20 protein-coding genes are annotated in these 21,672 nt (G+C 41.3%); 6 read left to right on the top strand and 14 right to left on the bottom strand.

Annotated elements, in window-relative coordinates; genetic code table 11:
- Complete coding sequence (locus tag H5154_RS16690; protein ID WP_145233243.1) at positions 1-711, top strand: 3'-5' exonuclease; 711 nt, start codon at positions 1-3, stop codon at positions 709-711.
- An 83-nt stretch (positions 712-794) separates the two neighbouring features.
- Here the strand turns inward: H5154_RS16690 and H5154_RS16685 are convergent, their stop codons facing one another.
- Complete coding sequence (locus tag H5154_RS16685; RefSeq protein ID WP_182719007.1) at positions 795-2,375, bottom strand: BCCT family transporter; 1,581 nt, start codon at positions 2,373-2,375, stop codon at positions 795-797.
- Between the two features lie 505 nt (positions 2,376-2,880).
- On the opposite strand from H5154_RS16685, the gene H5154_RS23755 reads away from it, so the two are divergent.
- The 4 genes from H5154_RS23755 (at position 2,881) to H5154_RS16670 (ending at position 6,014) form a co-directional block, all read left to right on the top strand.
- On the top strand, positions 2,881-3,252 hold the full coding sequence (locus H5154_RS23755) for a DinB family protein (protein ID WP_259398537.1): 372 nt from the start codon (positions 2,881-2,883) through the stop codon (positions 3,250-3,252).
- A complete protein-coding gene (gene egtB, locus H5154_RS16680) occupies positions 3,249-4,109 on the top strand; it encodes an ergothioneine biosynthesis protein EgtB (RefSeq protein WP_310736622.1) in 861 nt (286 codons plus the stop codon). The genes H5154_RS23755 and egtB overlap by 4 nt, the downstream gene beginning before the upstream one ends.
- Positions 4,110-4,111: 2 nt before the next feature.
- The gene (gene egtD, locus H5154_RS16675; protein ID WP_145233249.1) at positions 4,112-5,083 is read left to right on the top strand and encodes an L-histidine N(alpha)-methyltransferase; all 972 of its coding nucleotides are present in this window, start codon (positions 4,112-4,114) and stop codon (positions 5,081-5,083) included.
- Between the two features lie 142 nt (positions 5,084-5,225).
- The gene (locus tag H5154_RS16670; protein ID WP_220491295.1) at positions 5,226-6,014 is read left to right on the top strand and encodes a 2-keto-4-pentenoate hydratase; all 789 of its coding nucleotides are present in this window, start codon (positions 5,226-5,228) and stop codon (positions 6,012-6,014) included.
- Here H5154_RS16670 and H5154_RS16665 read toward each other — a convergent pair.
- From H5154_RS16665 to H5154_RS16630, 8 genes are all read right to left on the bottom strand, one after another.
- Complete coding sequence (locus H5154_RS16665; RefSeq protein WP_182719006.1) at positions 5,985-6,833, bottom strand: PhzF family phenazine biosynthesis protein; 849 nt, start codon at positions 6,831-6,833, stop codon at positions 5,985-5,987. The two genes, H5154_RS16670 and H5154_RS16665, sit on opposite strands and share 30 nt — an antisense overlap.
- On the bottom strand, positions 6,817-8,490 hold the full coding sequence (asnB, locus tag H5154_RS16660; RefSeq protein ID WP_182719005.1) for an asparagine synthase B: 1,674 nt from the start codon (positions 8,488-8,490) through the stop codon (positions 6,817-6,819). Before asnB ends, H5154_RS16665 begins: the two co-directional genes overlap by 17 nt.
- A gap of 154 nt (positions 8,491-8,644) precedes the next feature.
- On the bottom strand, positions 8,645-9,313 hold the full coding sequence (gene pcp / locus H5154_RS16655) for a pyroglutamyl-peptidase I (protein WP_220491294.1): 669 nt from the start codon (positions 9,311-9,313) through the stop codon (positions 8,645-8,647).
- On the bottom strand, positions 9,306-10,331 hold the full coding sequence (locus tag H5154_RS16650) for a DUF979 domain-containing protein (RefSeq protein ID WP_182719004.1): 1,026 nt from the start codon (positions 10,329-10,331) through the stop codon (positions 9,306-9,308). Before H5154_RS16650 ends, pcp begins: the two co-directional genes overlap by 8 nt.
- Complete coding sequence (locus tag H5154_RS16645; RefSeq protein ID WP_145233413.1) at positions 10,331-11,035, bottom strand: DUF969 domain-containing protein; 705 nt, start codon at positions 11,033-11,035, stop codon at positions 10,331-10,333. Before H5154_RS16645 ends, H5154_RS16650 begins: the two co-directional genes overlap by 1 nt.
- Before the next feature lie 65 nt (positions 11,036-11,100).
- Positions 11,101-12,036 carry a biotin-dependent carboxyltransferase family protein gene (locus H5154_RS16640; RefSeq protein WP_149982470.1) on the bottom strand — a complete coding sequence of 312 codons (936 nt, stop codon included), beginning with the start codon at positions 12,034-12,036 and terminating at the stop codon, positions 11,101-11,103.
- The gene (pxpB, locus tag H5154_RS16635) at positions 12,033-12,701 is read right to left on the bottom strand and encodes a 5-oxoprolinase subunit PxpB (RefSeq protein ID WP_182719003.1); all 669 of its coding nucleotides are present in this window, start codon (positions 12,699-12,701) and stop codon (positions 12,033-12,035) included. The genes H5154_RS16640 and pxpB overlap by 4 nt, the downstream gene beginning before the upstream one ends.
- A 297-nt stretch (positions 12,702-12,998) precedes the next feature.
- The gene (locus tag H5154_RS16630; RefSeq protein ID WP_182719002.1) at positions 12,999-14,516 is read right to left on the bottom strand and encodes a leucyl aminopeptidase; all 1,518 of its coding nucleotides are present in this window, start codon (positions 14,514-14,516) and stop codon (positions 12,999-13,001) included.
- 167 nt (positions 14,517-14,683) lie between these two features.
- On the opposite strand from H5154_RS16630, the gene msrA reads away from it, so the two are divergent.
- A complete protein-coding gene (msrA, locus tag H5154_RS16625; protein ID WP_182719001.1) occupies positions 14,684-15,976 on the top strand; it encodes a peptide-methionine (S)-S-oxide reductase MsrA in 1,293 nt (430 codons plus the stop codon).
- A 153-nt stretch (positions 15,977-16,129) separates the two neighbouring features.
- Here msrA and H5154_RS16620 read toward each other — a convergent pair whose 3' ends face one another.
- The 5 genes from H5154_RS16620 to H5154_RS16600 form a co-directional block, all read right to left on the bottom strand.
- Positions 16,130-17,008: a LysR family transcriptional regulator gene (locus H5154_RS16620; RefSeq protein ID WP_145233266.1), complete on the bottom strand. Its 879-nt coding sequence runs from the start codon at positions 17,006-17,008 to the stop codon at positions 16,130-16,132.
- Between the two features lie 359 nt (positions 17,009-17,367).
- Entirely contained in the window at positions 17,368-18,024 is a 657-nt protein-coding gene (locus H5154_RS16615) for a 3-oxoacid CoA-transferase subunit B (RefSeq protein WP_145233269.1), read from the bottom strand.
- A 12-nt stretch (positions 18,025-18,036) separates the two neighbouring features.
- Positions 18,037-18,735: a CoA transferase subunit A gene (locus H5154_RS16610; RefSeq protein WP_145233270.1), complete on the bottom strand. Its 699-nt coding sequence runs from the start codon at positions 18,733-18,735 to the stop codon at positions 18,037-18,039.
- Positions 18,736-18,789: 54 nt separating this feature from the next.
- Positions 18,790-19,701: a hydroxymethylglutaryl-CoA lyase gene (locus H5154_RS16605; RefSeq protein ID WP_149982466.1), complete on the bottom strand. Its 912-nt coding sequence runs from the start codon at positions 19,699-19,701 to the stop codon at positions 18,790-18,792.
- A complete protein-coding gene (locus H5154_RS16600; protein ID WP_182719000.1) occupies positions 19,694-21,670 on the bottom strand; it encodes an acetyl/propionyl/methylcrotonyl-CoA carboxylase subunit alpha in 1,977 nt (658 codons plus the stop codon). The genes H5154_RS16605 and H5154_RS16600 overlap by 8 nt, the downstream gene beginning before the upstream one ends.
- Positions 21,671-21,672 lie beyond the last annotated feature (2 nt).

Here is a 21,672-nt window from a genome sequence, read left to right as displayed (position 1 = left end):
ATGGCTTTCAAAAAGCAAGCAATGATTGACTGGGCAACACGCTATAAAAATTTATTAAGCGGCGCTCAAAATGACACTATCAAACGTTTTTATGGAGCTGCTTTTAGCGATAAATTCGCAGCAATTAAAGATGTGCCATTTGTTGCAATGGACTTTGAAACAACCGGTTTAGATAGCACCAGTGATGATATTGTCAGCGTTGGTTTAATTCCTTTTAATTTACAGCGTATATATTGCAAAGATAGTCGCCATTGGGTGGTGCGCCCTAGGCGTAATTTCAACGAGGGATCCATTGTAATACATGGCATAACGCATTCAGAAATTGACGATGCCCCGGATTTTAATCATATTATTGAGCCATTATTGCAAGCACTCAGTGGTAAAGTGGTTGTTGTACACTATGGCGCGATTGAGCGGCACTTCTTAAATACTGCACTGTTACTTAGGCTTAACGAGGGGATCAACTTTGCTTTGGTTGATACCATGGAAATTGAACGAAAAGCCTTAAAAGCAAGGCAGGGTTTGCTAGGTTGGTTATTTAATTCTAAGTTAGGATCGCTTAGATTAGGTGATTGTCGCCAGCGCTATTCGTTACCTGTGTATAAAAACCATAACGCTTTAACTGACGCTTTAGCAACGGCTGAACTGTTACAAGCACAATTGAGTCACCATTACCGAGAAGATACACCGATCTCGCAATTATGGAGTTAAAAATTTCTTAACCTGAACTTTGGCTAACAAGCTTAAATAAAAAAACGCCGCAAATTTGCGGCGTTTGTGGTTTTATATAGCGTTTATTTAGCCGGTAACGGCTCAGTTCTCAGACCTAAAATAAGGCTTAAACACATAAACAGCAAGACGATTGTAAATGGTAAGCCGGTAGAGACCGCACCTGCTTGCAGTGCTTCGATTGCTTGTGTACCACCAATCCACAGTAGCGCGGCTGCGATAGCACCTTCAATAGATGCCCAAAATATGCGTTGTGGTACTGGCGCATCAATTTTCCCGCCAGCAGTGATGGAGTCTATTACTAATGACCCTGAATCAGATGAAGTGATAAAAAACACTAAAACTAATAGCACAGCAATTACAGACAAAATATTAGACATAGGTAATTCATCTAGCATTTGAAACATAGCCATAGGGACATCGGTTAAACCATTTAAACCAAGTGCGCCAACACCATTGACTACTTGATCAATTGCAATACCGCCGTAAATTGACATCCATAAAACTGTAACCAATGTTGGAATAAGTAATACCGCAATCAAAAATTCACGGATAGTACGACCACGTGATACGCGAGCGATAAACATGCCTACAAACGGTGACCACGAAATCCACCAAGCCCAGTAAAATACAGTCCAGCCATGCATCCATGTTTCGTCTTCACGGCCATGTGGATTACTTAATGGAATGATATTTTCTACATAACCCATAAAGGTGGTAGGAATATTACCCATCGCAACAGCAAAGCCAACTAAGCAAACAAATACCAAAAGGGCAAAAGCAATTAGCATGTTGATATTACTAAGGAGTTTTACACCGCCATCGATACCACGCACAACAGAAATAATAGCCAGTAGGGTAACGCCAACAATAACGAGTATTTGTGAGCCAATGCCACCTTCGAGACCAAACACGTGGTTTATCCCCGCAGACGCTTGCTGAGCGCCTAACCCCAATGATGTTGCCAAGCCAAATAAAGTTGCCAGTACTGCTAAAATATCAATGATATGACCAGGCCAGCCCCATGCTTTATCGCCCAATATAGGGTAAAAAATTGACCGGATAGACAGTGGTAAACCTTTGTTATATGTAAAGAATGATAGTGATAAGCCAACTACAGCATAAATAGCCCAAGGGTGCAGGCCCCAATGGAACATAGTTGCCCCCATTGCCAGTTTTGCAGCTTCTGGGGTGTTGGCTGTTATATTCAGTGGTGTTTCATACCAACCAGTAAAATATGCAACCGGTTCAGCTACCCCCCAAAACATTAAGCCAATACCCATGCCTGCAGCGAATAACATAGCGAGCCATGAAACACGAGTATATGAAGGCTTAGCATCACTGCCTCCTAAACGGATCTTTCCGTAAGGAGAAACAATCAGTGCTAAACAAAAAATAACGAAGAAGTTTGCAGCCCACATAAACAAGGCATCAAAATTATTAATTATATCGAGTTTCACACCATCAAGTGCTGCTTTTGCAGTTTGTGGATCGGTAGCGAGAATGGCGATTAAAAAGATGACAATCAGGCCCGCGCTGATGCCAAAAACAGGGTTGTGTATATCAAATCCCCATTTTTGCACGTTATCCTGACCTACGGTGTAATCCGTATTGTCGATACTATATTTGTCATGATTTTCGCTCATGCAATACCTCTTTTGTTGTCCTAACAAGCTGCTTGTTACCAGCAACATACCTAATTTAATTAGTCTAAGTAACTTGAAGCTTCGGATAATAAATCACTATGTAAGTAAATCTTTTAAGCAAAGTTCAGGTTAGGTAATAATTGATACTTTAATTTATTTGAAGACTAACTAATTTAAATGATGATCATACAGCTACTAGTGTATGAGTTAAATACCAAATGTAAATGATTTTGTAGTTAAATAGCGGCTTATATGGCCAATGTAACCATTTTTATGTTTTTATATAAAAGTACATAATTCGCAAAAGGTCAAAAATTAGTTTGGTTGTTAAAGTAATCGCGGCTGTTTTTTGTGGTTAATTGAACTATTATTTTTGTAGTTGTAAAAGGCAGTTGCACGAGATTGACGTTTTATAGTCGCAGTAATGAAAGCGTAATATGAATATGATTTAACATTAGGTGAGCTATATCATTGATCAGTTGCGATAAGGAATTTAGTCATTACTATGAGTAACCATGGCAAAGAGAACACTAAAAATACAGCTGATGAGCATCAATTAGCTCAGTACTACCAGCGTGTTCGACACCAAAGCGTGACGTTAATAAACTCGTTATCAGTAGAAGATTGCCAATTACAAGCTATGGCTGATGTAAGTCCAAGTAAATGGCACCTTGCGCACACAACGTGGTTCTTCGAAACTTTTTTACTAATTGTACATAGCTCTCACTACACAGTATTTAATCCTAACTTTAAAACTTTATTTAACTCATATTATAACGGTATAGGTGAACAATTTAAGCGTGCCTGCAGAGGGAGTTTATCGCGGCCTAGTTTAGATGACGTGATTACTTATAGAGAATATGTAGCCGGGCGGTGATTGGATTACTGAGTGCACCGTGCAGCGAGTCAATTAAGCAAGTTATTGAATTAGGACTTAACCATGAACAACAGCACCAAGAACTAATGCTGATGGACATTCAATATAACTTTTCAGTTAATCCGTTGTTTCCTGCTTATTGTGACACTAACAACAACCGTATAGAAAATCCTGTTACGCAAGCCAGTCCTCTTAGCTTTGTGGCATTCTCAAAGCATACTGCAAATATTGGTGCAACTGAGCAAACGTTTAGCTACGACAATGAACGGCCAACTCATCAAGTGCTTATTCAGCCATTTAAATTTGCTAATCGGCTAACTACCAATGGTGAGTATTTAGCGTTTATACAAGATGGTGGTTACCAAAACCCAGAGCATTGGCTCAGTGACGGTTGGGCGCAGATAAATAATGCTCGGCAAACTGCGCCACTCTATTGGCATAAAGTAAATAATGAGTGGTTTGAATTTACATTAGCTGGATTACAGCCTTTGGCGCTAAATGAGCCGCTAAGCCATGTTACCTTTTACGAAGCAAACGCTTTTGCACATTACTCACAAGCTCGCCTCCCAACCGAATTTGAATGGGAAAGCGTGGCTAACAGTAATGCGGCACAAACTATCACCCAGCTGACCGACAACTGTTGGCAGTGGACAAACAGTGCCTATTTACCGTACCCAGGCTTTAAGCCAATAGCAGGCGTGGCAGGGGAATACAATGGTAAATTTATGGCGAACCAAATGGTACTGCGCGGTGGCTGTAAACTTACCCCACAAAATCATTTAAGACTAACTTATCGCAATTTCTATTATCCACACCAAGCGTGGATGCGCAGTGGTATTAGACTCGCTAAGGATTGAGCATGAGCCAAGTAACAACATTAATGACAACCGACATTGATAACCGCTTTTTAAACGATGTTATTGCGGGACTGTCACAGCAACAAAAGAATCTACCCTGTAAATATTTTTATGATGATAACGGGGCCGCTTTGTTTGAGCAGATCACTGAGCTTGATGAGTACTACGTGACACGCACAGAGCTGAGCATTTTAACCAAGCACAGCCAAGCAATTGCCAAGTTGCTTCCTGATAACTTATCAATCATAGAGCCGGGCTGTGGCTCGGGTAAAAAAATTGCTTATTTGTTAGCGCACTTAGTGAATGTGAAAAGTTTTGTGCCATTTGAGATCTCTAATGAAATGCTTAATTACTCATTGGCTCATTTATCTCCATTATTTCCTGAGTTAGCTATTTCGCCGTTGTTGGGGGATTTTACTCATAGCCAAATGGTAAAGCAGTTAAGCCGTGAAACACAATTGGATAGCCAAACGAACCTCGTGTATTTTCCAGGCTCAACAATAGGCAATTTTTCACCGCTAAAAGCCATTGAGATCATGAAAAATTTCCATCGGTTATGTGGTATTAACGGTTATGTATTGATTGGCATTGATTTGCTCAAAGACCGTCAAGTATTACTTGATGCTTATGACGATAAACAAGGCGTGACCGCGGCATTTAATAAAAACTTGCTCCAGCGTATTAATGCTGAGTTAAATGCTGATTTTGATCTTAGCCAGTTTAATCACCAATCACGGTTTAATGAAAAACTAAGCCGTATTGAAATGCATTTGATCAGTAACTGTGATCAAACAGTCACCGTCAATGGCGAATCATTTAGCTTTTCTCAAGGTGAGAGTATCCATACAGAAAACTCCCATAAATACGCACTACAGGCATTTACTGAACTTAGCGCCCAAGCTGGATTACGTTTAGAGCAAACGTGGCAAGACGAGCAGGGGTATTTTGCATTGTGTTTATTAAGGCCAATTTAAACAATGCACAGTCCATAATTTATTATTTAACTGTACTTAGCTAAAAATGCTGCGCAAATTGATTTTTTAATAGTATAAATACTACATTAAACCTACGGCTGCTGGTGTAGCCATTATAAAACCTTATTACGAAGAGGTTAGTGTGGACAGTTCTACTAAATTAAAAACGATTGCAGCACATTTATTTGCACAACGCACAAGTGCAGCGCCACAATCAGATTTACCGCCACAATTAGCATTAACAAGCACTGAAGATAGTTTAGCTGTTCAACAATTGATGATTGCATTAAACAAGGGCCAAGTATTTGGTTGGAAATGCCTATTACCACTTGATAACGGTGCGATTATTTTGGCTCCAATATTAAAGCCGCCGCAATCATTTGCACAAATCTGCACATTATATACTGAACAAAACAAGGCACGGATAGAGCCTGAAATTGCTTTTGTGTTTGCGCAAAATATGCCAAAGCAGGCCAGCTATAGCGAAGCTGAAATTGACCACGCGGTGAGTGACACGCATATGGCACTTGAGCTGATCCAAAACCGTTTCTCTACAGCGTATCAAGCAAATCACTTTGCAAAGTTAGCGGATGGTTTAAGTAACCAAGGGGTGTTACTTGGTCCTAAAATTAATAAGCAAGCAGCTTATGATGCGGCACATATTACTATCGCGATAACACAAAATAATCAGTGTCATAGCTATCTTGGCAAGCATCCATGTGGTCTGGCACAAACACCAATCTATTGGGCAGTAAATTATCTGGCTAAGTGTGGGATCACGCTCGCTGCTGGCCAAATTCTCATAACAGGCTCATATTGTGGTGTTATTGAGTTAGACACTGATGTTGATACTGAAATTGACTATGCAGGGCTTGGAAAATACACCGTCAAATTTAGTGGCTTAACTGATAATGACGCTGTTATCTTTTAAACGGTAATTAATGGTTGCTCCGAAAACAGAATCTTGGAAAAGCTGGCCATGTGTTTGTTCAGTGTATTGTTTGATTATGGGGGCAATAATGCTGATGGCTGAACCTGTAGCGCTATCTTCATCAACGCCATAATAAGGAGCAAAATATCGAAAATGCCACTGTGTGGTTTGATTAGCTGTTTGGCGTTGTTGCAATACAATCACTGCATTTGGGTAGTATTGTAATTGTGCTGTATTTATCGCGAGTGTTTTTAAAGGCTGATCACTGTTAATCATCACAGTACTGTAGCCGTTAATTTTTGCTGTTTTATAGCTTTGCACTATTGAGGTAGGAATGGCTTGTTGCAGCAGAACCTCTGTTTGTACCTCGGTGCTATCAATGGTGGCTAATTGTAGTTGCAGTGCGCGTTGATGTATTCTGATTTTAAATACTTCCCCTGTATTTGTATAAAAAGTGTTTGGGCTAAACCCTTGCCATTTTTTTAAAAACAGTGCAGCGGCGAGTGTCCCATGACCACAGCGGCTGATCTCATGGCTGTGATTAAACCAACGAATAGGGCATCGATTTTTTTTGATATTGGCTTGATTTAAAAATACGGTGGCGGGCTGAGCGGTGTTTTTTGCAATGCGCTGCATTAGTCGAGTTGTTAACCCTGTTTTATAAATAACAATTAACGCAGACGAACCTTTACAGCGTCTCGCTGTATCGTTAAAAACTTGCTCAATAGCAAAAGACTGCACAAAGCGCGGGGCTTTGTGCAGTCTGTGAGTTATTGCCAGATTTAATAAGCGACTAGGCTTATTATTTCTTTTGTGCATAGGCGTCGTTATGAATACCTGCGGCACGACCTGATGGATCGGCATTATTTTGAAATGATGCATCCCATAATAACGCTTCAGGCGTTGAACAGGCGACTGACTTACCGTGTGGTACACATTTAGCGGCTGCATCACCTGGGAAGTGAGATTCAAAAATAGTACGGTAGTAATACGCTTCTTTTGAATCAGGTGTGTTAATAGGGTATTTAAATTTTGCGTTTTCAAGCTCTTGATCGGTTACTTGCTCGTTTACAAACTCTTTTAATGTATCAATCCAGCTGTAGCCTACACCATCCGAAAACTGCTCTTTTTGACGCCATAACACTTCATCAGGTAAGTAGCCGTCAAAGCCTTCACGTAAAATATGCTTTTCAATTTTGCCATCTTTACACATTTTAGCTTCAGGGTTGATACGCATAGCAACATCAACAAACTCTTTATCAAGGAAGGGAACGCGGGCTTCTACACCCCATGCCGCCATTGATTTATTTGCGCGTAAGCAATCAAACATGTGCAGTTTAGATACTTTACGGTTTAATTCTTCATGAAACTCTTGTGCATTTGGTGCTTTATGAAAGTACAAGTAACCACCAAATAGCTCATCAGCGCCTTCACCAGAGAGCACCATTTTAATACCCATCGCTTTGATTTGGCGAGCCATTAAGTACATCGGAGTAGAAGCACGGATCGTAGTTACATCGTAGGTTTCAATGTGATAAATAACTTCACGTAGGGCATCAATCCCTTCTTGAATCGTAAATATAATCGGGTGATGAACAGTTCCTATCATATCAGCTACTTTTTGTGCAGCCGCTAGATCTGGGGAGCCCTCAAGGCCAACCGAGAAAGAGTGCAGCTTAGGCCACCATGCATCGCTTTCATCATTATCTTCAATACGTTTTGCTGCAAAACGTTGGGTAATAGCTGAAATAACGGATGAATCTAAACCACCTGACAACAACACGCCATAAGGTACGTCACACATTAGCTGACGTTTAACGGCGGCTTCAAGTGCATCTTTGACGTCTTCGGCTTTTGCGCTGTTATCTTTAACTGCATCGAAGCTTTGCCAATCACGGGCATAATATGGGCGCAATTGACCATCTTTACTCCATAAAAAATGTCCAGGAGGAAATTCTTCAATATGCTTACAGATTGGTGAAAGTGCTTTTAGCTCTGAGGCAACATAAAAGTTACCGTGCTCATCGTGGCCTGTATAAAGTGGAATAATACCAATATGATCACGGCCAATTAAATAAGCGTCTTGTTCTTCGTCATATAAACAAAAAGCAAAAATACCGTTCAGATCATCTAAAAATTCAGGCCCTTTCTGTTTGTATAACGCTAAGATAACTTCACAATCTGATTGAGTTTGAAAAGTGAAATCGGTTTCAAGGTTAGCGGCAAGTTCTTTGTGATTATAAATTTCGCCATTAACCGCTAGAATATGAGTTTTTTCAGGGTTGTATAAAGGCTGTGCACCGCTTGAGACACCAACAATGGCTAAACGTTCATGCACTAAAATCGCTTTATCTGATGAATATACACCAGACCAATCAGGTCCGCGGTGACGTAATAATTTTGACATTTCAATTGCTTGCGTACGCAATGGAGCGGGATCAGACTTTATATCTAATACACCAAAAATTGAACACATAGTAACTCCTCATTCCTATCATGTGTGTTAGTTAGGTCATAATACCTAACCATTCACGTTTGTTTTAACAGAAATAATTAACTAAGTCACATAGCTTTTACAATATTTTCAGAATAATTTATGCACCAGCATGGCCGCTGATGCACCAAATTGGTCAGTGGGTGGTGCCAGCCGCGACTTTTACATCTTGTTTTGCAACAATAGCTTCGTTGATCATTACTTTTAACGCGCTTAGCACGGTTTCTTCGCTCATACTCGGTGCGCCATTATGGTGCACAGCTTGGCTTGGTAAATAAGGGATATGTACAAAGCCCCCTTTGATGTGTGGTTCATGCTCATTGATATGATGTAATAGACCATACATAACGTGATTACACACATATGTACCCGCTGTATTAGAAATGGCGGCTGGGATCTCACTTTGTTGCAGTGCTAATAACATGCGTTTGATAGGTAATTGTGCAAAATAAGCAGCAGGGGCATTATTGACGACGGGGTGATCAATGGGTTGCTTTCCTGCGTTGTCTTTAATTCGGGCATCATCAATATTAATCGCGATACGCTCTATGCTTATTTCACTGCGGCCACCGGCTTGGCCGATACATAATACTAGAACCGGATGATGCTGCTCTATGGCTTTATAAAGCACCTCTAATGAGGTATTAAACTCACACGGTAGCTCAAGGGCTATTACTCGGTGCTTAGCGATTAAATGTTCGTCGAGTTTGCTTACCGCTTGCCACGACGGATTGAGCGATTCGCCGCCAAATGGTGCAAACCCAGTTATCAATACGCAGGGCATGCTTGATGTCAGTTTAGTCATTAAAAACCACCATATACATTAAAATAATATTGACCGTTAATAAGGCCAGCGCAGTAGGTATTTGCACCTTTATAACATGGTATTTGTCTTTTAGGTCGAGTAATGCCGCTGGAATGATATTAAAGTTTGCTGCCATTGGCGTCATTAACGTTCCACAGTAACCACTGTACATCCCAATTGCTACCAGTGGTGCGGCGCTGGCGCCATGACCTTCGATTAAAAAAGGCATAGCAATACCCGCAGTCATTACCGGAAATGCAGCAAACGCATTTCCCATCACCATGGTAAATAACGCCATGCCAACACAATACAGCACCACCAGCATAAAACGATTCTCTGGCGCTATAAATAAAGTAACCAACTCTTTAATTGAGTCTCCTGTTTGCGCCACAATAAACACGCCACCAAGCATTGCTAGCATTTGTGGCAGTATTGCTGCCCAACCGATAGAATCTAGCAGCCGACGTGATTCAGTGACAGCTTCAATCGGATTTCCCCCAGTAATTTTCCAGCCAATAAGTAGCGCAGACACACACGCTATAGTGAGCGATGCGAGAGTTAAATGACGTTGATCAAGTAAGTAATAATCACCAATTGCGATACCATCAAAAGAAACAGTCAGTAATACCGTGATCACGAGTATCATTAATGCGGGAACAAATAATTTATTGCCTAGGCGAGAGGCCGATTGTGTTTGTTGCTGCTCAGTGAGTGGTTGATAACTGCCCATGCTTACTAGGTTTAAACCCGCTAATAGGGCAATTAATACTACGCTCACACCAACCCATAAATAAGTGTTGGCTTTGCCGAACAAGGCAATAGATACATCACCAAATAAAAAACTGCTACCAAATAACAACCAAAATAATGCTGTGGTGAGCCTTTTTGGATGGTTTTTGTCTTGCAGCGTTCGAACAACTAAAAACATCACAACGAGACCAATTAATAAATAAATGTTCTCAATGGTGATAATTGTAGCGTTTGAGTTAGTTACATCGGTTGTTAGTACTTTACTCATCACACTTCCTGCTGTTTGTAGTGAGCAACAGCCAGAGCTATTTTTGCTTCTAAACGAGATAATCTAAATAAATGAATAATGAGTGCGGCAATGGCGGTCGGAATAGCCCATAAACCAATATGCAGCGGTTCAATACCGGCAATGCCGTTTTCCTTTAAGAAGGCATCCATCAATAGTACAGCACCAAAAGCAATGAAAATGTCTTCTCCAAAGAACATCGCAATATTATCAACGGCAGCTGCATGGGCGCTGATCATGTCTTTTATGGGTTTTGGCAGCTCACCGTGTTTATTGGTCGCGGCACCTAATGCCATGGGGGCTAATAATGGACGAACAGTTTGTGCTTGACCGCCAAGGCTTAATAACCCAAGGGCTGCTGAGCATTCTCGAACGATAAAATACAGGGCTAATATACGTGCGCTGGTGGCACTTTGAATTTGTGCAATCCAGTTTTTCGCATGCTGTTGTAAACCATAGCGCTCTAGCAGTGCGATAACGGGTAAAATAAGAATAAAGCTGGCCAGTTGACGAGAGTTCATAAACTTCTCGCCAAAGGTTTGCAAAAGGGTGAGGATATCTAAATTTACCGCCCAACCAGTTGCAAGGCCAGCAACGGTTACTACAATCAGTGGGTTAAAGCGCAAGGCAAATCCTAGCACAACCACTGGAATGCCAATTAATGGCCAATAATTAAGATCAAACATCATAGTTCCTACACTGTGCTGTGTTTATTATTATTTATTAAGCTGAGCTTTTATTTAGTGATTGGTTATCTGATGCTCAAGTTTTTTAGTGCAATAGTCAATTGTTGTAGGTGAGCGTCAAGTTTTCGCTGCGCAGTATTTGCAGCTGCTAGGTTGACGAATTCAAATATTACAAAGTCACCAGGTTTAAGTTGTGCAAATTGGTGTTGATCCGCACTTATTATAGTACCAAGTAGCGGGTATCCTCCGGTTGTTTGGCCATCATTTAGCAATACGATAGGCTCACCACTGGGTGTTAGTTGGATAGAGCCCGGGCTAACAGCTAAAGAAGGCAATGAATGTGTATGCATTAATTGATTATGCTCAGTACTGAGCCTTACTCCCATACGATTACTTTGCGGACTGACTTGCCATTTCGTCTGGGCAAAAAAATCACTAAATTGTTGTGATAGTAATTGTTGATGTGGGCCTGAATGGACGCGGATCACACTGCGCTTAGCGGGGGCAATCGCACCACGTTGCGGCCAATTGCCATCAAATGGCGTGATTGGGACTTGATCATTGGCTTGTAAAGGCGCGCCCGTTAGGCCACCAAAACCTGCTGCAATATCGGTGGCTGTTGAATTCATCACTGCATGACAATCAATGCCGCCTTTAATTGCGAGGTAGCTGCGAAAACCTTGCCGAGCTGTGGCAAATGTCAGTGTTTGTCCTTGCTCTACTGGATAACTCCAGCCGGGATAAATACTTACTCCATCAAGCTTTGCTTGCATATCAGCGCCATGCAGCGCAATAACAGTGGCACATTGAAACTGTAATTGCGCTAAGCCTAAAGTGATCTCAATAACACTTTGATTATCATCATTGCCCACTAAACGATTGGCAATGATCATTGCATAAGGGTCAAGCGCACCAGATTGGGCAATTCCTAAATGACGATAGCCATGACGGCCGAGATCTTGAATCGTCATTTGCATTCCGGGCTTTATTACGGTGATCATAATACCGACTCCTTAGTAATAAATTGCAGCGTATCGCCTGGTTGTATTGCGCATGGTGGAGTATTTTCACTGTCAAATAATGCAAAATCACTGTGGCCGATAATATGCCAACCACCGGGCGAATCAGCTGGGTAAATCGCGGTTTGATTAGCGCCAATGGCAACCGAACCTTTGGGCACTCGAGTTCGCGGCTGTGCTCTGCGCGGAGTATGTAATTGACTATTCAGACCGTGCAAATATGCAAAGCCTGGCTGAAAGCCTAAAAACAATACTTGATAATGCCCTTGGCTATGTATATCAATTACTTGTTGTGGCGATAAATTGTGATACTCAGCTACATAGTCTAGATCTGGGCCATAGTCACCACCGTATTGGGTAATAATTTTATGATGCTTACCCTGATAGTAGTGCGGATTTATATTTGCCCACCAAAGTGCTAACTGAGCTTGCCAGTGAGCAAGCGAAGTAGGGTCTATTAAATAAACTGTCAGCGAGTTCATTGCGGGTACTACATCTATAAAGGCGTCGCTGGTGTTGCATTGTTGCACTAGTGCCCAGATTTTTTTTTGAATGCTCAGACTGTCATCGTTTAGGGCAGTGGCATCAAGCAATATGCTGTTATTACTGAGGACACTAATAGTTGGAGAGATAGTTTGTTGATCCATAGCCAAATGTATTTATTATTCTTGAATACCTCAAACTAGCATATAACGTATGAAATGTTTATAGCGATGCGACTAGTTAACAACCTTGCAATATTAACATTACCCAGTGTAGCGCAAACACATTAGTTTGGTTATGGAATGTTCTGGACTAATACACGTAAACTAGATATGTGAGTCAGACTATAAAAAACTGTGGCATATCACTCACTATTGCTTAGAGTAGGTGTTTGATAATGCCACAGTTGTTATAACAACTAATGATGTTAGTAGAATGCATTAAGTTATAATAGCTTACTGCTAATTACTTAACAGCCACTCACTGAGCAAGCGCACACCATAACCTGTGCCGCCTGGTGAAATTTCATCTTTTCCTTTAGTTGCTAGTGCATTACCTGCAATATCTATGTGTACCCAACGAGTTTCACCAGCAAAATGTTGCAAAAAGCTGGCGGCCGTTGTTGCTCCGGGGCCACTTGAGCCTAGGTTTTTAAGATCGGCAATGTCTGAACTTAAGGTTTCTTTATATCCCAGCGGTAAGCGCCATAGGTTTTCGTTTACTTGCATTCCAGCTAAAGTGAGTTGCGTAACAAGCGTATCGTCATCAGAAAACACCGCCGCATAATCGTTACCTACGGCTTTGATTTTAGAGCCGGTAAGGGTGGCAACGTCTATCATGATCTCCGGCTTGAAATATTCACGTGCATACCACATTGCATCACTTAATACTAAGCGTCCTTCTGCATCAGTATTAACAATCTCAACGCTTAAACCTTCTGCGGTGCGAACCACATCACCAGGGGCAACAGCGTATTGCGACACCATATTGGCAGCCATACCCATAACGGCAACAATGTTTTTGTCAGCTTTTGCAAGCGCCATTGCTTTGATAGTCCCAAGTACAGCGGCGGCGCCAGCCATATCAGATTTCATACGCGCAATTGATGCGCCTGTTTTGATACTATAACCACCAGAGTCAAAGGTGATCCCTTTACCAACCAGAGCAATAGGGGTCGCGTTTGAGCCTTTGTAATGTGCAACGACTAAGCGAGCGCCTTGTTCGCTGCCACGCCCGACAGCTTCAAGTGCCCCCATACCTAGTTCTATTAATTGCTTAGGCTCTAAAATAGTGATTTCTACACCTAGAGACTCAAGCTCTTTTGCCGCACTAGCAAAGTCAACAGGAGTCATTTCGCTGGCCACTTCTGAGGTTAAATCACGTGCTAAAAACACTCCTGCTTGAATGCTTTCAAGTTCAGAATAGTTACGTTTTGTTTGCTTGGAATTACTAACGTCAAAATGATAACTGACAGTGTGAGTGTTCGGAGTTTGTTTATATTTTTCAAAACGATGGTCGCGTAAATTTGCACCGTGTGCAAAGTGAGCACTAAGTACACTGTTATTGTTTACGCCTTCAACGTCATCGAATGCAACCGCAGCAGTTGTTGTTTTACTGCTCATTAATCGCGCATGAATATTACCACCTAGTTTGGTCATTAACGCTCTATCAAGCTTATCTTGCTTACCGGTACCAACAATTAGCACGCGTTTATAGTCACTATTATAAGGTGCAATTAATTCAACAGTACTGGCGTATTTGCCACTAAAACTTTCATTTTCAATAGCGTGCTGTAATTGAGCATTGAACTTTTTATTGATTGAGTTAAATGCGGTATTGCTCCCATCCTCACTGTAAAACAACACTAATGCTTGTGCATTACTATCAAGCTTGGAAGAAAAATTAAACTCTGCAGCATGGCTTTGCGTACTAAGTGCAAGGGCAATTGATAATGCAGAAAAAGCAATAAGGTTTTTCATGTTTGTACCTTTATTAAATAAACACGTTTTACCTCATTTATTCGCATAGGTTAAGTCGGATTCGGTAAAGCCGCAATAATGAGCGATAAAATAACCCACATTCCTGAAATAATATGTTCTGCTTCAAGGTCTACTAAAATGAAGCAACAAATAGAAAGAGGTAGAGTATGTTGGCAGCAAAGAATTGGCTTAAATTAACCACTTTAACAATTTTGTTCAGTGCGGCAAGTTATGGTGTTTCCCTTAACAATGAAAAAGATAATGATATTCAAGCAACAATGCATTTAGAAACCATGGTACTTGGTTCTGGTTGCTTTTGGGGGGCAGAAAAACGTTATGAAGCGCTTCCTGGTGTAATTGATGCAAAGTCAGGCTATGCAGATGGTAAGGGTTTTAAAGCAACTTATCGTAATATTACCCAATCATCGCGCAAGTTCGATGAAAATAATTACGCTGAAGTTGTTCAGGTTACTTACAATAGCAATATAATCAGTGCTGCAACGTTATTAAAAAGTTACTTTGAAAGTCATGATCCAACGCAAAAAAATCGCCAAGGAAATGATATTGGCACGCAGTACCGTTCAATTATTTTAACTACTACTGAGCAACAAGCTGCACTGGCTGAAGAATTAAAACAGCAGTATCAAGATAAACTAACCCAAGCTGGTTATGGCTCTATAAAAACCATTATAAAACCATTAACGGTATTTTTTCCGGCTGAGGAATATCACCAAGACTACTTAGTTAAAAATCCTAATGGCTATTGCCCTGATCATTCAACAGGCGTTGTTTTTGAAAAACGCAGTGATGATAAAGTTGATAATACGGCTTTACTCGCAGGAAAGCAGATAGTGATCATTGATTCACGAGATTACTGCCCTTATTGTGAAAAACTCAAAAAAGATGTGTTAAATGATTATCAAGGAACCATTGCCGTCACTTATCGTAAAGCCGATCAACTTGATGGTTTAACGATTAAATCAGCGACCTGGGCCACCCCAACAATCTTATTTTTAGAAGATGGTAAAGAGGTTTATGGTCGCCAAGGTTATGTGTCTAGCGAAGAGTTTTATAAAGCACTTGGCGCATTTAAATTAGGGGATAGTGAAGCATATACAGTGGCATTTAAGGCCCGTACAGATAGTCCGTTTTGTAAACAGTACGATATTTTTAAAAATACCCCGGATGGTATTTTTATAGACAAACTCAGTGGTGTACCACTGTTTGATACTCGGGATCGGTTCAAATCGGGCACCGGGTGGCTGTCATTTACTCACCCTATCAAAGACAGTGTGACCATGCATGAAGACAATAGTTACGGTATGCAACGTATTGAAATTAAATCTAAATCTACGGGTATTCATTTAGGGCATTTGTTCCCAGGTGAAGGCCCAAAAGGTGAAGATCGTTATTGTATCAATGCAACTGTGTTAGATTTTGTCGCTCGCAAAGACACCTAACAGTTTAGAATAATGGCTGAGGAAATTGCAGAGTAAGGCTTCAAAATAAACTATTTTTACGATAAACCCATTGAGCTGGGTTTATCGTATTTAATGAGTTGTATATCAAATTATAAGAGTACAATTAATGTCGGATCATCACTGTTATTCGCTTTATTTTAAGTGTTTAAATGTGTCTAGCAGCCATTTTATAAATAGCTCAAGCTGTGCATTTGCCTCGCCAGGGTAGTGCTGTACTAAATAGTATTTATCCTTGGTTACTAATGGTTCATCAGTAAAGTTGCACAACCAGCCTTCGTCAAACCATGTTTGACTAATAGGCAAAGGAATTAGCGCTATACCCATACCTTGTTGCGCTGCACGGGCAACACCAAACATACTATCTACTTGTATAATTTGCTTGGGTGAAAAGTCATCAAGGCCTGCATGTTCAGCCCATTGATGCCAAGCCCAAGGACGCGCTTTGTGCAAAATTAACGGCACTTGTTGTAATGCTTCAAGTGGCTTTTTGTGCCACTGTTGCCAATTTTCTTTATTACAAGCCGGTGTGTATTGTAATGAAAACAGCTCGTGGACAACGCCTTCAATTGGCTTCGAAGACGACAGCACAATAGATAAATCACTTTGTTTAGTTAACTCTTTACGCGTTTTCATGGTGTTTAGTTGTAAATTGGTTTTAGGGTGCTCAACAGTCCACTCGCTCAGTTTCGGCATTAATAACTCACTGGCAAAAAACTCTGGCAAAGTAATGCTGATGGTTATATTTTCTTGCAGCTGACTAAATTCGTTAATGGTTTTTTCGAGTGCTTTTATAAGTGGTGATACCGAGTCATAAAAGTTTTTCCCCGCAGCTGTAAGTCTGATCGAGCGTGTTTGGCGCTCAAACAACTCAATCCCTAACTGTTCTTCTAGTTGCTTTATTTGATGACTAACAGCAGATGGAGTCAAATAAAGCTGATTGGCGGCTTCTTTAAAGCTTAGCGTTCTTGCCGCAAAACAAAATGAACGCAATCCTCTGATAGGTGTTTGCATAGTCGTTGCTAGTAATTCTCAATAACGTTAGTTAAGCAATTATTATCCCAATTTGCAAAAAACCTCTGCTTAAAGTATGGGAATAGGTAATATTTGCCAGAATGCCTAATAAATAGACTTTATTGGATTGTTTAATCTGCTATAAGTATTTAAATAGCTAATATATTAAGTTATTTCCGTTGCTTATTAAATTATATGTTTAAGCAATTTCAGTGATTTTCACAATCATGGGGCATTATACGCTATTTGTGTGACAAATTGGTGCAGCCAAAAAAAATCCCTCTTGCGAGGGATTTTGGGTAACTCAGCGCCATTGGCACTGGGAATGAGGTCGGTACAAGGTGGACCTGAGCGTTAAATTAAAAAACCATCTCAGGGATTTCACCATCAACAAGTAATTTACCTGCTGTTTTACTAATAATTTCATCAACTGACACGCCCGGTGCGCGTTCTAAAAGATGAAATGCGCCGTCTTTGACTTCTAACACGGCTAAATCTGTTACTATTTTCTTCACACAGTTAACACCAGTTAAAGGTAAAGAGCAACTTTCTAGCAGTTTCGAGTCACCATGTTTACTTGCATGGGTCATAGTAACGATAATATTTTTTGCACCAGCGACAAGGTCCATCGCGCCGCCCATGCCTTTGATCAACTTTTTAGGGATCATCCACGATGCGATACTACCGTTTTGGTCAACTTCAAATGCACCTAGAACAGTTAAGTCTACATGACCTCCACGGATCATTGCAAAACTATCTGCACTATTAAATATGGCTGCGCCTTTAGCTGCTGTCACGGTTTCTTTACCTGCGTTGATCATATCTGCATCAAGCTCTGCTTTAGTAGGGTATTGCCCCATGCCTAGTAAGCCATTTTCAGACTGTAACATCACCTCAATGTTATCAGGTACGTAGTTTGCCACTAACGTAGGAATACCGATACCGAGGTTAACGTAATAACCGTCTTGTAGTTCTTGTGCAACGCGCATTGCGACTTGTTCACGTGATAATGCCATAATTATTGCTCCTTAATCGCGAGTGGTTACACGTTCAATGCGTTTTTCAAAGTTACCTTTGATCACGCGATTAACAAAAATACCAGGGGTGTGAATTTGGCTTGGCTCAAGTTCGCCTGGTTCAACAATTTCTTCAACTTCAGCAACGGTAATTTTACCTGCTGTTGCGGCCATTGGGTTGAAGTTCATCGCCGTGTGTCGAAACACTAAATTACCATAACGGTCCGCTTTCCATGCTTTTACAATGGCAAACTCACCAGTGATTGATTCTTCTAAGATATAAGGGCGTCCGTTAAATTCTTTTACATCTTTACCTTCTGCCACAGGCGTACCGTAACCTGTTGCTGTATAAAAAGCAGGAATTCCAGCACCACCGGCACGCATTTTTTCAGCCAGCGTACCTTGCGGAGTAAGCTCTACATCAATTTCGCCGCTCAACAATTGCTGTTCGAATAGGGCATTTTCACCCACGTAGGAGGCAATAATTTTTTTAATTTGCTTGTCGTGCAATAAAATACCTAAACCAAAATCATCTACACCGCAGTTATTCGATACCACAGTAAGTTCTTTGGTTTGTTTACGTTTGATTTCGCTGATCAACCCCTCAGGGATACCGCATAAACCAAAACCACCAGCGATAATGGTATCGCCATCTTTTAAGCCTTCCATTGCAGCTTCATAACTTGAAACCACTTTATCGAAACCGGCCATGGGCCCACTCCTTATTTGTAATTATATGACTACTAATTTAAGGCTAAATATAGACTATTGATCAGTAGTTTGATTTTTAAGTGCCAAGGATACCTTGCTCACAGGTTGTTTATTTAATGCCGTGCAAATTGCCCAACCAGCTTTAGCCAGTCTTTCTAAATCAATTCCATGCTCTATGCCAAGTCCTTGTAGTAAGTAAACTACATCTTCAGTGGCAACATTTCCTGACGCACCCTTTGCATAAGGGCAGCCACCAAGGCCTGCAACCGCACTGTCAACCGTTGCTATACCTCGCTTTAAGGCAGTGTAAATATTTGTGAGCGCTTGACCATAAGTGTCGTGAAAATGAACAGCTAACAATGACTTATCAATTTCAGCTAGTAGCACGTCCAACAGCTCATCGACCTTTTTTGCGGTACCTACGCCAATAGTGTCACCTAGGCTTACTTCGTAACAACCAAGGTCTAATAACTTTTGACATACTTGTAGTACGCGCTGCGGATCGATATCGCCTTCGTATGGGCAGCCAAGCACACAACTAACATAACCACGAACACGAATATTATGTGATTTAGCAAAGGCCATTACATCAGTAAAGCGGGCTATGCTTTGGTCAATTGAGCAGTTAATATTTTTCTGACAAAAGGCTTCACTGGCAGCAGTAAAAATAGCAAATTCTTTAATACCTACAGCATGGGCTGCTTCTGCACCTTTTAAGTTAGGCGTAAGTGCCGTTAAATTAGTCGTAGGTAAATCAAGCGCACTGATCACATTGCTGGAATCGGCCATTTGTGGTACCCATTTCGGTGATACAAATGCGCCTGCTTCAATGTCTTTAATACCTGCATCAGCAAGAGCGTTAATTAAGGTTACCTTATCTTGAGTAGTTACTGCACGCTCGTTTTGTAAGCCATCACGGGCACCCACTTCAACAATGCGAACATGGCTTGGTAGTGTACTATTCATCTGCTGCGCTCTCATCGCTGACAATTGCTAATAGGGCACCATGACTCACCAGAGCACCTTCTGCAAAACAATAGCTTTGCAATACACCATCATGGGGGGCGGTGAGCGTATATTCCATTTTCATGGCTTCAATGATCACCACAGCATCACCTTTTGTGATGGTGCTGCCAACGTCAATAAGGTGTTTTACAACGGTACCGTTAAGTGGTGCTGCAAGCGGTAGGGCATCGCTTTCGTGATCACTGATATAGTGTTTATCAAAAATATCAAAGGTAGTTTGCAATGCTTTGTACATTACTGTGATGGTATTGTCTGCAGTAACCACATGGGCGATATGTTTATTGCCATTGATAAATACACTACACAGGTTATTGTCGATACTGCCAGAGGTTGTATAGTCAACCTCATCGATGCGGACTGTGTACCCCGCTTGATGAGCTGTTGCAGTGATCGCATTATCAACGAATGGCACCTTGATTGATGCTTCTGCATTGAGTTTAAAACCAGCTAGACTGTCCCATGCGTTCTGAGTTCCTTGACGATTAAGCCCAGTTAAATAGCTAAATGCAGCTATAATGCGGCTGCTAACAGCGTGTTGTTGATAAACTTTAAGCAACGCATCGCCTTGCTCTTCAATAAAGTGAGTATCAGGAGCGCCTTGCTTAAAGGTTGCATGGTTAGCAAGGGTGTGTAAGAAGCTCACATTACAACTAAAGCCCGCTAAATGAAATTGTTCAAGGGCTGTGCTTAATCGTGCTAAAGCTTGCTCGCGCGAGTCATCATGAACGATCAATTTAGCGATCATAGGATCGTAAAATGGACTGATCTCATCCCCTTGCATGATCCCAGTATCAATGCGTACATACTCAGATTGAACTGGTATATACAAGCCATTGATGGTACCAGAGCAAGGAATAAAGTCATTGCTTGGATCTTCGGCGTAAATACGCGCTTCAAAGCTGTGGCCCTGTAATTGGATATCACTTTGTTGCATGGGTAATGGGTTACCTGCGGCGACGTTAATTTGCCAATTAACTAAATCGACACCAGTCACCATTTCAGTAACAGGGTGCTCAACTTGCAGCCGGGTGTTCATTTCCATAAAGAAGAATTCATCGCCACACAGTAAAAACTCCACCGTGCCTGCACCTCGGTAATTGATCGCAAGTGCACAGCGTACTGCGGCTTCGCCCATTTCTTTGCGTAGTTCGTCAGATAAACCAGGCGCGGGGGCTTCTTCAATCACCTTTTGATGGCGGCGTTGTAATGAACAATCACGATCACCTAAGTACACACAGTTACCGTGATTATCAGCAAACACTTGCACTTCAACATGGCGTGGTTTATTAACATAGCGCTCAAGTAGTACTAAGTCGTTACCAAAACCGGCGATTGCCTCACGCTGTGCACCTTGTAGAGCACTGATAAAGTCTTTTGCATGTTCAACCACGCGCATGCCTTTACCACCGCCACCAAAGGCTGCTTTGATAAGCACTGGGTAACCAATTTTTTCAGCTTCAGCTTGTAAAAACGCAGGATCTTGTTTGTCACCATAATAACCAGGTACTAATGGTACATTCGCGGCTGCCATTATTTCTTTGGCGCGGGTTTTTGAGCCCATTGCTTCGATACTGCTCGCTGGTGGGCCTATAAACGCAATATTATTGGCTTCACAGGCCTTTGCAAATTCACTGTTCTCAGATAAAAAGCCGTAACCTGGGTGAATGCAATCTGCACCTGCATCCAGTGCTACTTGGATAATTTTATCAGCTACCAAATAGGAGTCTTTACTCGGCGCTGCGCCAATATGGTAGGCTTCATCGGCGAGTTTTACATGTTGTGAATTTTTATCTGCATCAGAGTAAACCGCCACAGTGGTTAAGCCCATTTGCTTTGCGGTACGCATAACCCGACAGGCAATTTCGCCGCGATTAGCAATAAGAATTTTTTGTAATGATTGTGTGCTCATGG

The organism is Pseudoalteromonas sp. SR44-5 (assembly GCF_014163675.1).
Lineage (GTDB): Bacteria > Pseudomonadota > Gammaproteobacteria > Enterobacterales > Alteromonadaceae > Pseudoalteromonas > Pseudoalteromonas rhizosphaerae.
This window is presented reverse-complemented; position numbering and strand designations above follow the sequence as displayed.